The sequence below is a fragment of the Yinghuangia sp. YIM S09857 genome, from assembly GCF_051388915.1.
GTDB lineage: Bacteria > Actinomycetota > Actinomycetes > Streptomycetales > Streptomycetaceae > Yinghuangia.
Genome location: NZ_JBPKBH010000004.1, coordinates 161,006 through 173,474, shown reverse-complemented (window position 1 = coordinate 173,474; position 12,469 = coordinate 161,006). Strand labels below are relative to the sequence as shown.

Annotated in this window: 9 protein-coding genes; 6 read left to right on the top strand and 3 right to left on the bottom strand. The window is 72.5% G+C overall.

Annotated elements, in window-relative coordinates; translation table 11 throughout:
- Window positions 1-626, top strand: a 626-nt coding sequence (fabG, locus tag ACRX5S_RS09595; protein WP_436772395.1) for a 3-oxoacyl-ACP reductase FabG, incomplete at its 5' end; no start/stop codon positions are given.
- Between the two features lie 186 nt (window positions 627-812).
- Here the strand turns inward: fabG and map are convergent.
- A complete protein-coding gene (gene map / locus ACRX5S_RS09590; RefSeq protein WP_436772394.1) occupies window positions 813-1,577 on the bottom strand; it encodes a type I methionyl aminopeptidase in 765 nt (254 codons plus the stop codon).
- 106 nt (window positions 1,578-1,683) lie between these two features.
- Between map and ACRX5S_RS09585 the strand changes: the two genes are divergently transcribed.
- Window positions 1,684-1,959 (top strand): helix-turn-helix domain-containing protein, encoded by a 276-nt coding sequence (locus ACRX5S_RS09585; protein ID WP_436772393.1) that lies wholly within the window; start codon window positions 1,684-1,686, stop codon window positions 1,957-1,959.
- A 102-nt stretch (window positions 1,960-2,061) separates the two neighbouring features.
- Here the strand turns inward: ACRX5S_RS09585 and ACRX5S_RS09580 are convergent, their stop codons facing one another.
- Window positions 2,062-2,811, bottom strand: a complete 750-nt coding sequence (locus ACRX5S_RS09580) for an aminoglycoside phosphotransferase family protein (protein ID WP_436772392.1) — start codon at window positions 2,809-2,811, stop codon at window positions 2,062-2,064.
- A gap of 247 nt (window positions 2,812-3,058) precedes the next feature.
- On the opposite strand from ACRX5S_RS09580, the gene ACRX5S_RS09575 reads away from it, so the two are divergent.
- Window positions 3,059-3,694 carry a hypothetical protein gene (locus ACRX5S_RS09575; protein ID WP_436772391.1) on the top strand — a complete coding sequence of 212 codons (636 nt, stop codon included), beginning with the start codon at window positions 3,059-3,061 and terminating at the stop codon, window positions 3,692-3,694.
- Window positions 3,695-4,022: 328 nt separating this feature from the next.
- On the opposite strand, the gene ACRX5S_RS09570 is transcribed toward ACRX5S_RS09575, so the two are convergent.
- Window positions 4,023-4,223: a hypothetical protein gene (locus tag ACRX5S_RS09570; protein ID WP_436772390.1), complete on the bottom strand. Its 201-nt coding sequence runs from the start codon at window positions 4,221-4,223 to the stop codon at window positions 4,023-4,025.
- Between the two features lie 1,088 nt (window positions 4,224-5,311).
- Between ACRX5S_RS09570 and ACRX5S_RS09565 the strand changes: the two genes are divergently transcribed.
- The 3 genes from ACRX5S_RS09565 to ACRX5S_RS09555 all read left to right on the top strand — a co-directional run bounded on the left by ACRX5S_RS09565 (window position 5,312) and on the right by ACRX5S_RS09555 (window position 12,445).
- Window positions 5,312-6,109, top strand: a complete 798-nt coding sequence (locus ACRX5S_RS09565; RefSeq protein WP_436772389.1) for a polysaccharide deacetylase family protein — start codon at window positions 5,312-5,314, stop codon at window positions 6,107-6,109.
- Between the two features lie 406 nt (window positions 6,110-6,515).
- Complete coding sequence (locus ACRX5S_RS09560) at window positions 6,516-10,517, top strand: ABC transporter ATP-binding protein (RefSeq protein ID WP_436772388.1); 4,002 nt, start codon at window positions 6,516-6,518, stop codon at window positions 10,515-10,517.
- 302 nt (window positions 10,518-10,819) lie between these two features.
- On the top strand, window positions 10,820-12,445 hold the full coding sequence (locus ACRX5S_RS09555; protein ID WP_436772387.1) for an ABC transporter substrate-binding protein: 1,626 nt from the start codon (window positions 10,820-10,822) through the stop codon (window positions 12,443-12,445).
- The last annotated feature ends 24 nt before the right edge of the window (window positions 12,446-12,469 follow it).

Genomic DNA, 12,469 nt, shown 5'->3' with positions numbered 1-12,469 from the left:
CCCCCCCCCCCCCCCCCGCCGCCGAAGGCCTCGTCGCCCAGGGCGGCAGCGCGATCGGCGTGGCCTGCGACGTGACGGAGCCCGAGCAGGTGGACGCGCTGGTGCAGGCCTGCGTCGACACGTACGGCGCCCTCGACATTCTGGTCAACAACGCGGGTGTGACGCGCGACGCGACGCTGCGCAAGATGAGCATCGAGGACTTCGACACGGTCATCGACGTGCACCTGAAGGGCACTTGGCTCGGAACCCGCGCGGCGTCCCTGGTGATGCGCGAGCAGGGGCGCGGCGCGATCGTCAACATCTCGTCGCTGTCCGGCAAGATCGGCCTGCCCGGCCAGACCAACTACAGCGCGGCGAAGGCCGGAATCGTCGGCCTGACCAAGGCCGCCGCCAAAGAGCTCGCACACCTGGGCGTACGCGTCAACGCCGTACAGCCCGGCCTCATCCGCACCGCGATGACGGAGGCCATGCGGCCGGACATCTGGGACGCCAAGGAGCGCGAAGTCCCGTTGCAGCGCGCGGGCGAGCCGGTCGAGGTGGCCAACGCGGTGCTGTTCCTCGCGTCTGACCTGGCGAGCTACATCACCGGCACGGTGGTCGAGGTGACAGGCGGGCGCGGCATGTGAGGTGCGGGCGTACGGGGTCCCGCAGCGCGCCGCGAGCCACCTGCCGTTCCGACTCCCGGGGCCCGACTCGGCGGCGTCCCGGCTCGCGGGGCCGACTCGCAGGTCCTGACTCCCGGGGGCCCGACTCCCCGGGGCCCCGACTCGCGGCGTCCCGGCTCAAGCGGTCCAGACCCAAGAGGTCCCTGCTCAGGCGGTCAGCACGAGCGGGCCGTCCGCGGTGACGGCCACCGTGTGCTCGAAGTGCGCGGCGCGCGAGCCGTCGGCGGTGGCGAGCGACCACCCGTCCGGAAGCACGCGGTAGGCGTCGCCGCCGCCCTCCAGGAACATCGGCTCCAACGCCAGCACCAGCCCCTCGCGGAACCGGTAACCGCGGCCGGGGCGGCCGTGGTTCGGGACGTGTGGGTCCTCGTGCAGCTCGGTGCCGACACCGTGGCCGCCGTGGTTGCGGAGGATCCCGTACCCGTACGCCGCGGCCACCTCCTGCACGGCGTACCCGACGTCGCCCAGTCTGCCGCCCGGCACCATCGCGGCCACCGCCGCGTCCAGTGCGGCGCGCGTGCCCTCGCACAGGCGCTCGCCCGCCGCGTCCGCGGTGCCGACCGCGACCGTGACCGCCGCGTCGGCGTGGTAGCCGCCGACCACGGCCCCACCGTCGATGGACAGCAACTGCCCGGCGCGCAGCACCTGACGGCTCGGCACCCCGTGCACGACCACGTCGTCGACGGAGAGGCACAGCACACCCGGAAACGGCGGCATGTCGGGATGCGGGCGCTGGCCCAGGAACGAGGGCTTGGCCCCGGCCTCACGGATCACCCGCGCGGCGATCTCGTCCAGTTCTTGGAGGCTGACACCGGGCCGCGCCGCCTCCGCGACCGTGCGCAGCACGTCCGCGACCACCGCCCCCGCCTCCCGCATCAGCTCCAGCTCGGCCGCGCTCTTGAGTGACACCATGTCCGCCTCCTCTCGTCCAGGATTCTTATCCTGGCCAAATAATACACACCAAAGAATACGTCCCAAACAATGCGCGCCAAACAAAGCAGGCCATACAATCGTGGGCATGGTGCGCACCCCTCTTACCGACGAACAGCGGGACCGCGGCCGCGTGCTCGGCCAGGCACTGCGCGAGGCCCGCGGCCGGCGCAGCGCGGCGTGGGTGTCGGCGCAGTCCGGCGTCCCGCTCGACACGCTGCGCAAGATCGAGCGCGGGGCGATCTCGATGCCGGCGTTCTTCACCGTCGCGCAGCTCGCACGCGTGCTCGATCTGGACCTGTCCGAACTCGCCGCCGAACTGCTCCCGGCCGAGGGCGAGGCGGACGAGGCGGGGGCGGCCTGACCCCCGGCTGTACCTACGACGGAACCGGCGCGGCCGTCACATCGCGGCCCTCAGCGTCCTTCGGTACACGCGTCCTTCAGGGCAGAGCGTCCAGCGCGGCTTTCAGGACAGCGCGGCCTTCAGGACGTCGACCTCGCCGCCGGGCCCGAACGCGTCGAAACCGTGCTCGATCAGCCAGCGCACGCCCAGCAGGCTGCGCAGCGACCACCACGCGCGGATCACGTCGAGGTCGGCATCGGCGCCGTAGCCGTCGAGGACGTCGTCCAGGTGCTCGTCGTGCCCGAGCGTCAGCGTCGCGAGGTCGTACAGGGCGTCGCCGCGGCCCGCCTCGGTCCAGTCGATGATGCCGGTGACCTCGTCGCCGTCCACGAACACGTGAGCGAGTTGCAGATCGCCGTGCGTGAACGCCGGGGTCCACGGCCGCAGCGCGGCGTCCGCCACCTCGCGGTTGCGGGCGACCAGTTCGGGCGGCAGAACGCCGTTCGCCACGAGCCACTCGCACTCGACGTCGAGTTCCTCGGTCAACTCCTCGCGCCCGCGGCCCGCCCGGCCCTGCCGGGACGGCACCGGCGCCTCGTGCAACCGCCGGACGGCGGCGCCCGCCGCGACCCACGCCGCCGGTGACGCGGGCGACGGCTCGCCGAGGCGGCCGAGGGACGCCCCGGGCAGCGCGGCCAGCGCCAGCACGGGCGGCCTGCGCCAGAGGATCGCGGGAGTCGGCACCGGCGCCAGGGTCATCGCCTCGACCTCATTGTCGGTACGCGCCTGATCGGCGTCGATCTTCAGGAACACGTCGCCGACGCGCAGCGTCGCGCACTCGTGGTGGGCGACGACGACCTCGACCTCATCCATGGAGCCACCCCTATCGCGGACGAGCCCCGGTGTCGCCGGATTTTTCGCGCGCGCGAACCCGTGGCAGCCGTAACCCGAACGGCGTACGGCAGTTCGTTGTATCAAGGCATTGGTCGCGGCTTCGCCTCCCCGGCGGGCACCGTCCGCACCCGAAGGCACAGCCACCACGGAAGGCACGACGGAAAGGCGGGGAGCATTGCGACGCAGATTGACCCTGGGGTGCGGGCTCAGGACCAGGTCGAGGGCGGTGCTCGCCGCCGCGTGTCTGGTGGTCGCGGCATCCGGCTGCACGGGATCGGACGATGCGGCGAAGCCGGCCGCGCAGTCCTCCGCGGGTTCGCCCCCGCCGTCCGGACCGCCTGCGGCGCCGTCGGCCTCGACGAGTCCGCCCGCCGACCTCAGTCTCAGCGCCGACTGCGGTGACGCGACCGTCTTCACCTTCCCCGACCCCGCCGCGGCGCCGTACACCGGCCCGGGCCCGCACCTGGCGGTCGGCGACACGTTCGACCTGCCGCGCGAGTGGGTGGCGTACGACCCCGCGAAGACCCGCTGGGACTGGGACGTGCCGCGGGCGCAACTGCTGATCTGCCAGACAGAGGTGCGCAAGCGGGGGGAAGACGTGATCAGGGTGTGCACGGACACGAGCCCGAGTGCGGACCTGTACGCGGCGTCGTACACGTACACCGTCTACGAGCTGAAGACCGGCCGCCAGGTCGCCACTCTCGACATGGACAGCAACGCGCTCGACTATCAAGGGCGGCCGGCCGGATGCCCGGTGACCTTCACCTATTGGGTCGGGCGCCCCTATCCCGAGTTCTTCCAGGACGTCGACGAGGACACGTACACCGAGCGGCTGCGCCCGCTGATCATGGGCACGGTCTGACGGCGCGTCGGCCGACCGGTCCGGCCGCCAGGCTCGACCGCACAGCCTCGGAAATCGCTCGGCCGTTCGGTTGATTGGCGAAGAGGCTGCGGTCTTTCGGCGCGGCGGCCGTGACCTCCGGCGTGTTCGCCGCGTTGTGTGCGATAGAAGTCGCTCCCCCGGGCGGCACACCGGTTTCGGAGGTGCGGGTGGTCGCTGAACGTGCAGCCACCGGGCGCGCCGCCGGAGTTCGGTGCTCCGGCGACGCGCGGTCGGGACCGGGCGCGTCCGGTCCGGTGGTGCGGCGCGGACCGCGAGGGTCGGTCGCGGTGCCGCCGCGGTCGGCCGGTCAGGCGAACGAGACGGTTCCCGGCATGGTCCACAGCGGACCGGGGAAGGGCAGAGCGAAGTAGGCCGGGATGAACCGGTCCGGCACGCGGGGCACACGCGGGAGCTGTGCGGCCCGCGACGCCGGGACGTACAACGACGCCATCGAGCCGAAGAACACCGCGACGGCCATGACGGCCGCCCGCCGGAATCCGAACCTCATACCTGCTTCGCCTCCTCGTCCAGCGGCGCCGGTCCACCGGGGACGCCGACGCCGTAACCCGTCACCCCGCGTGACGGCGGCTTGACTCTAGGGTTTTGTCGACGTTCCCCGGCGCCGTATTGCGCCGCACGGGTGAACGCCGGTGCCTCGAAAGGCTCCAGGACACGCAAGTTCACCCCGACGAGGGAACCCCGTGCGCCCGTTCGCGCCGTAGCCCGCTCGCATTGCGCCCCCGAACGCGCCCCGCTGCGCCGCGCGCACCGCGTTCCGTGCCCCGGCAAACGCTCGGCAGCCGTCGGGGCGGACGCGCTGTGCGACGAGGCAGCAGGCGAGGCACCTGAACAAGGCGGCAACCGGGGCGACGCCTCCGGCCTGACACGACTCTGGCCGACACGTCCGAAGACGTCGGCGCAGGGGTCGCGGCGCCCACTCAACGTCGTCGATGCGCAGAACGACGGAACACCCGCACGCGCGGGTCGCGGCACCTGGAGGCGTAAGCGGTGGGAACGCCTGGCTGCAACGCCTGGCCCCAGGCAGATCACGGAGGTCGGCGCACACACACGCGCGGCCCTTCCCCGTTCCCCTCCCTCACTCCCACCTCCTGCGCTTCCCCCGGCCTCGCGCTCTCCGCTCGCCCTCGCCCTCTCGCCCTCGCGCCCGCGCCCTCGCGATCTCCCCCCGACCCCAAGCCACTCCCACCGGGCGCTCCCCCGCTCGGTCGCCCCTCCTTTTGGACGCGCTCCTTCTGGTCGACCCTCGTTCTGGTCGACCCCTCCCGCCCGCTCACCCGGCTGCGCCACGCGTGCGGGTGAACTGGCCGCGTTATCCGGGCGAAATGGGTGCCCTTGCGCGACAAAGGGGTTGGTCGGTCCGGCGGCTGGGCAAAGATTGTCGGTCATATGCCGTAAATCGGAGGTGATCCTACGAAACGGGACCGAAGCCGCCGCCAGATCGCCGCCGCCTGCGTACTCGCCGCCGCGACCGCCGCCGCGTGCGCCGCGCCCGGACCGGACAACCACGGCCCGGGGCCGCGTTTCAAACCGCAGCCGCCCGCGGCGTCGGAGGGCCCCGACATCGCCCCGAAACCGGTGCCCGCGCCGCCCGATCCCGCCGCGCAGGCCAAGGCCGCGCGGGAGGCGCAGCAGGCGGCCGCCGAGCGCGCGGAGGCGCTGCGGGCCGCGCGGGCCACCGCGGCCCGGGCATGGGGCCTGACCACGCCACCGCTGCTCGCGCCGCCGCCGCCCGCGACGAAGCCGGTGCTCGCCGCCAACGGGCAGCACGTGATCGTACGGCCCGACCTGCCGCCGGTCGTGCGGCGCGTGCCGACCGCCGACAAGGTCGTGTTCCTGACCGTCGACGACGGCATGGAGAAGGACCCGGAGTTCAACCGGATGGTGCGCGAACTGGGGATCCCGGTCAGCGCGTTCGTCACCGACTACCTCGCCCGGTCGAACTACGGCTACTTCCGCGAACTTCGCGACCAGGGCGTCGCGGTGCAGAACCACACGCTCAACCACCGCGACCTGCGCAAGCTCGACTACGAGGGCAACCGCCGCGAGGTGTGCGGCCAGCAGGAGAACCTCGAACGGGAGATCGGCGTGCGGCCGAACCTGTTCAGGCCGCCGTTCGGCGAGTACACCGAGGCCACGCTGCGCGCCGCCGCCTCGTGCGGGGTCACCGCGGTGCCGCTGTGGAACCAGGAGGCGTTCCCGGACCGGATGGAGTACCGCTATGGCGACCACAAGTTCCACCCGGGCGACATCATCCTGACCCACTTCCGCGGCCCCGAGACGTGGAAGGGCGACATGAACGCGATGCTCCGCCTCGTGGTCCGCGAGGTCACCGCCCAGGGCTTCGCCATCGCCCGCCTTGAGGACTATTTGTAGGGGCGGGAACGCGAGGACGGCCGAGGACACGGGAACACCCGTCCGCGGGACGCCCCAACGCCACGCCCAAAGCAGCTCGACCGAGGCCGTACAAGTGCGGCCGCGCCAGGCGGCACCGGCCCCCTGCTCGGCCGGCCGTTCCCCGCTGCTGGGCGGCGCGAAGCGGGGCGGCGGCCGCGGACAGCCCGGACGTCACCCGGCACCCCGATCGACCGCGGTGGAAGCCGCCTGCGATGCGCAGCCAAAAGCGCGAGGACCCATCGCCGCGAAGACCGAGCCGCCGAGCCGCCGAAGGGCGGCCGCGCCGGGTCGTGACCCGCACGCTGGTCCTCTTCCCTCCCCGCAACACCTCCACACCCCGTCTCGACCGATCGTTAGAGGGGCTAAGCATCTAGACTCGGTGGTTGTGACCACCCCCGCGGGGCAGCCCGCTCCCGAGGTTCCGCGCACCGGCGGCGGGCGCGGGTGGCTGCGGCGCATCCTGGCCGCTTGCTGGCAGCACAAGAGCAGCGTGTTGTGGGCGTTCGGAGCCTCGCTCGTCGGCATGACGGTGACCGCGTTCGTACCGCTCGTGCAACGTGCGGTGATCGACGACGCGGTCGCCGGCGACACCGGGGCCATCGGCCCGCTCGCCGTCCTGCTCGTCGGTGCGGCGCTGTTCAGCTTCGGGGCGGCGTACGTCCGGCGCTATATCGGCGGACGCCTCTCGCTCGAAGTGCAGTACGACCTCCGAACCCAGGTGTTCGGCGCCCTCTCGCGCCTCGACGGCGCCCGCCAGGACGAGTTGCAGACCGGGCAGATCGTGAGCCGCGCGGGCTCCGACATCAACATGATCTCCGGCGTGCTGGCCATGCTCCCGATGCTGACCGGCAGCGCCCTGCTGTTCGTGCTCTCGCTCGTCATCATGCTGACGCTGTCCCCGCTGCTCACCCTCGTCGCGTTGGCCATCGGGCCGGGCCTCTTCGCGGTCGCGCGCGTGTCGCGTCGGCGGCTGTTCCCGGCCACCTGGGCCGCGCAGCAGGAGGCCGCGGCGCTCGCCGGCGTGGTCGACGGCGCCGTCACCGGCGTCCGGGTGGTCAAGGGCTTCGGCCAGGAGGCACAGGAGGTCGCGCGACTTGAGGACGCCGGGCGCAGGCTCTTCGCCAACCGCATGCGCGCCGTCCGGCTCAACAGCCGCTACACGCCGACCCTGTCCGCAATCCCCGCGCTCGGCCAGGTCGGCGTGCTCGGGCTTGGCGGGTGGCTGGCGATCCGCGGCGAGATCACCCTCGGCACGTTCCTCGCGTTCTCGACCTACCTCGGCCAACTCGTCGGCCCGGTCCGGCTGCTCGCCGGGCTGCTGACCATGGGCCAGCAGGCCCGCGCGTCGGTCGAGCGGGTGTACGAGGTCGTCGACTCCCAGCCGTTGGTCACCGAGAAGCCCGACGCCACGCGGCTCACCTCCTGCGCGGCGGGCCTGGAGTTCGACGGCGCGACCTTCGGGTACGTCGCCTCCCGTCCGGTCCTGGACGGCCTGACCCTCGCGGTGGCCCCCGGCGAGACGCTGGCCCTGGTCGGCACCTCGGGGTCGGGCAAGTCGACCGTGTCGATGCTGCTGCCGCGCTTCTACGACGTGCAGGAAGGCGCGGTCCGGGTCGACGGCCACGACGTGCGCGACCTGACCCTCGACTCGCTGCGCGCCGCCATCGGTCTGGTCGCCGAGGACTCGTTCCTCTTCTCCGACACCGTGCGGGCCAACATCGCGTACGGCCGCCCGGATGCCACCGACGAGCAGGTCAGGGCCGCGCCCCGGGCCGCCGAGGCGGACGCGTTCATCGCGGAACTTCCGGACGGCTACGACTCGGTCGTCGGCGAGCAGGGTCTGACCCTGTCCGGCGGCCAGCGGCAGCGCATCGCGCTGGCCCGCGCGCTGATCACCGACCCGCGCATCCTGTTGCTGGACGACGCGACCTCGGCCGTCGACCCGAAGATCGAGGCGGAGATCCACGCGACGCTGCGCCGCGTGATGGCGGGACGCACCACCGTGCTCATCGCGCACCGCCGGTCCACGCTCCAACTGGCGAACCGCATCGCGGTGTTGGACCGTGGGCGGCTGGTGGACGTCGGGACGTACCGGGAACTGGACGCGCGCTGCCCGCTGTTCCGGCTGCTGCTGTCCGGCCCGGGCGACGACGCCGAGGGCCGCGAGACCGGCGAAGCGGACGCCGGGGACGCCACCGGTTCGGCGGCCGGCCCGGAGGCCGCGCGTGGTGGCGGTGCCGACGGGGCGCCGCTCGGCCGGATCGACGGCGTCACGCCCGAACTCTGGGACCGCAGCGGGATCCCGGACGCCGACTCCGCCGACGCGCTCGCCAGGACCGCGGCCAACGGCAGCGCCACCGCGGCCGCCGGAACCGGCGGCCCAGGCCCGGGCGGCCCGGGCGGCGGCGGACGCGGCGGATTCGGCGGCGGATTCGCCGCGATGATGCCCGCGACGCCCGAACTGCTCGCGCAGGTCGCGGCGTTGCCGCCGGCCACCGACAAGCCCGACGTCGACGACCGCGTCGCGCGGGCCGAGGACCGGAAGTTCACGCTGCGGTCGCTGCTGCGGCCGTACCGAGCACCGCTGTTGGTCGGGCTCCTGCTCGTGACGCTGGACGCCGCAGCGCAGTTGGCGCTGCCCGCGCTGATCCGCGACGGCGTGGACCGCGGGGTGAGCGACGGCGCGACGCGCACGATCCTGCTCGTGTCACTGGTCGCGCTCGCGGTGGTCGCGGCGGACTGGGTGGTCAACGTCGCGCAGGTGCGCATCGCGGGCCGGACCGGCGAACGCCTGCTCTACACACTGCGCGTGAAGACCTTCGCGCACCTCCAGCGGCTCGGCCTGGACTACTACGAACGCGAGATGTCCGGGCGCATCATGACCCGCATGACCACGGACGTCGACGCGGCCTCGACGTTCCTCCAGACCGGCCTGGTGAGCGCGGTGGTCAGCCTGCTGACCTTCTTCGGGATCATGGCGGCACTGCTGATCCTCGACTGGGAGCTCGCGCTCGTGGTCATGAGCGTGCTGCCGGTCCTGATCGCCGCGACCGTCGTGTTCCGCAAGAAGTCCGCTGCCGCGTATGACGACGCGCGCGAGAAGGTCAGCGCGGTCAACGCGGACCTCCAGGAGAACGTCGCGGGCATGCGCACCGCGCAGGCGTTCCGGCGCGAGGAGCGCAATTCGGCGCGGTTCGCGGAACGCAGCCGCGACTACTACGACTCGCGGCTGACCGCGCAGCGCTACATCGCGCTGTACTTCCCGTTCGGCCAGTTCCTCTCCAGCCTGGCGGCGGCGCTCGCGCTGGTCGTGGGCGCCCGGCGGGTGGGAGACGGCACGATGACGGCGGGCGCGCTGATCGCCTACCTGCTCTACATCGACATGTTCTTCTCGCCGATCCAGCAGTTGTCGCAGGTGTTCGACGGCTACCAGCAGGCGGCGGTCGGCCTGCGGCGCATCCGCGACCTGCTGCGCACGCCGACCTCGACGCCGCGCCCCGCGAAGCCGGTTCCGGTTCCGGCGACCGGACTCAAGGGCGAAATCGTGTTCGACGACGTGCACTTCGCGTACGCGCCCACGACGACCACCACGGCGGCCACCGCAACCACGCCGCCCGCCAAGGACGCGGCCGCGGACCCACCGACCCCGCAGCACCCACGGAGCGCAAAGGACGCGGCACCCCAGCGCCCCGCCGAAGCCGTCTCCGGCGTGACGCTCCGCATCGCCCCCGGTGAGACCGTGGCGCTCGTCGGGCAGACCGGCGCCGGCAAGTCGACGCTGGTCAAGCTGGTCGCCCGGTTCTACGACGTGGACTCCGGCGCGGTCCGGGTGGACGGCGTGGACGTGCGCGACTGGGACCTCGCGGAGTACCGGCACCGGCTGGGCGTGGTGCCGCAGGAGGCGTACCTCGCGGCCGGCACCGTGCGCGACGCCATCGCGTACGGCCGACCGGACGCCACCGACGCCGAAGTCGAGGCCGCCGCGCGGGCGGTGGGCGCGCACGACGCCATCGCCGCGCTCGCGGGCGGCTACCTGCACGAGGTCGGCGAGCGCGGCCGGACCCTGTCCGCGGGCCAGCGCCAGTTGATCGCCCTCGCGCGCGCCCAACTGGTGGACCCGGACATCCTGTTGCTCGACGAGGCGACCGCCGCGCTCGATCTGGCCACCGAGGCGGCGGTCACGCGGGCGGCGGACGAGTTGGCCCTACGGCGCACCACGCTCGTGGTCGCGCACCGGTTGACGACGGCGGCGAAGGCGGACCGCATCGCGGTGGTCGACCGCGGCCGGGTGGCCGAGACCGGCACCCACGACGAACTCCTCGCGCTGGGCGGGCATTACGCGGCGCTGTGGGCGGCGTTCACGGGCGTCGGCGAGAGCGCGGCCTGAAGTCGACGGTGGCGGTACGCCGGCCGGTGCACGGCGGTCGGCGTACCGCCACCGGCCGTGGCCATCCGAAGGGTCGTGGAACTACCCGATGGAAAACACGTCGTCGGGATGGTCTTCACCACCGCGCGGCCCTACATTGTTCCCCCTCTTGGTTCCGTTCTCGGAAGCGATCCGGGTTGGGGCGCGCGGCTGTGCGGCCGCCGCCTGCCCGGATCCCCCGCTCGGCACGGCGCTCTCGCACACTCCACGCACGCACGAGACGGTCCCCGCCAGGGCCGTTCCCAAGCTGGAGGTGGATCACGTTGCCCCGCCACGCCCTTCGCCCACTCCGCTCCAGACATCCTGCGGCCGCGCTCGCGGCGGTCGTCCTCGCCTTCTCACTCGTCGCCACGGCCTGTAGTGACTCCGACTCCGACGGGGACACGCCCGGGCCCTCGGCTGCGCCGCCCGCGACGGGTGCCGCCTCGGAGCAGCCGCCCGCGCGGCAGGGCGGCCAGTTGACCATGCTGGCCGTGCAGGACTCCGCGCAGCTCGACGTGTTTCGCACGGCGTACGTCGCGGTCACCGACGAGCCGCGCCTGTCCGCCCTCTACGACCCGCTGTTCGTGATCCAGCCCGGCACCGGTGCGGTGCTCCCGCACCTGGGCGAGTCCGTGTCGACGTCCGACGGCGGCCTGACCTGGACGGTGAAGCTGCGCCCGAACGTGCGGTTCAGCGACGGGACTCCGCTCGACGCCGCGGCGGTGAAGACCAACTGGGAGATGCACGCGGATCCGGCCACCCAGTCGCTGCACCGCGCGGCGGCCGCCGGGTTGGTGATCAGCGTGGTCGACCCGCTGACGGTGTCGGTGAAACCGCCCGCGCCCAACGCCAACTTCGACCGGACGCTCGCCCAGGAACTGACCTACATCGAGTCCCCGGCGCAGTTGGCCAAGGGGCCCGAGGTCTACGGGTCGCAGCCGATCGGCGCCGGCCCGTTCGTGCTGCGCAACTGGGTGCGCGGAAGCGAGCAGGTGTTCGAGCGGAACCCGACGTACTGGCAGAAGGACAAGGGGCTGCCGAAGCTGGACGGCTTCACCGTCAAGAACGTGCCGGACATCCTCCAGCAGCTCAACTCGGTCAAGTCCGGGCAGGCGGACATCTTCACGAGCTCCGACCCCGCCCTGCTGGACCGCGGTGCCAAGGACGCCAAGGCGTCGGTGCTGCGGGTAGACGGCGGCCAGTACTTCATGTTCAACGTCGCGCGGGCGCCGTTCGACGACCCGCGGGCGCGCCGCGCGGTGTCACTGGCACTCGACCCGGAGGCGATCCCCCGGGTGCTGGACAACGGATACATTCCGGCCAAGGGGATGTTCGCCGCCTCGTCGCAGTTCTTCTCGCCCGCGTCGGTGCAGGCGCCGTACAACCAGGCGGAGGCGCAGCGGCTGTTCGACGAGCTGGAGCGCGAGGGCAAGAAGGTCGACTTCTCGTACCTGATCCCGCAGAACCCGTCGTCGAAGAAGACCGCGGAGTACATGCAGAGCCGCCTGCACACCTACCGCAACGTGACGATGCGGATCGAGGCGCTGGAGATCGGCGCCTACATCGTGAAGTCGGCCATCCAGAAGGACTTCCAGGGCCTGCTGACGCAGCGCTGGCTGGTCGATCCCGAGCCGCAGATCTTCAACGCCTTCCACTCGCGCAGCCCGCTGAACTACGGCGGCTACAACAGCCCCGAGGCCGACCGCGCGCTGGCGGCCGGGCGGGCGAGCAGCGATCCGGCGGTGCGCAAACAGGCGTACGCGGACCTCCAGAAGGCACTGGTGCAGGACATGCCGGCGTGGGTGTACTCGGAGGCCGTCGTCGGGCCCGTCTACAACGACAAGCTCACCGGCATCGAGCTGTACAACGCCGGTGTGCTGTACATGGACCGCATCGGCCTGAAGTAGCCCTCGGGGCACGGCCGTACCGGG

Bases quoted from the DNA above. Each gene is read 5' to 3' on its own strand.
- map (WP_436772394.1), bottom strand. From the start codon at position 1,577: ATGGTGTCACTCAAGAGCGCGGCCGAGCTGGAGCTGATGCGGGAGGCG.
- ACRX5S_RS09585 (WP_436772393.1), top strand. From the start codon at position 1,684: ATGGTGCGCACCCCTCTTACCGACGAACAGCGGGACCGCGGCCGCGTG.
- ACRX5S_RS09580 (WP_436772392.1), bottom strand. From the start codon at position 2,811: ATGGATGAGGTCGAGGTCGTCGTCGCCCACCACGAGTGCGCGACGCTG.
- ACRX5S_RS09570 (WP_436772390.1), bottom strand. From the start codon at position 4,223: ATGAGGTTCGGATTCCGGCGGGCGGCCGTCATGGCCGTCGCGGTGTTC.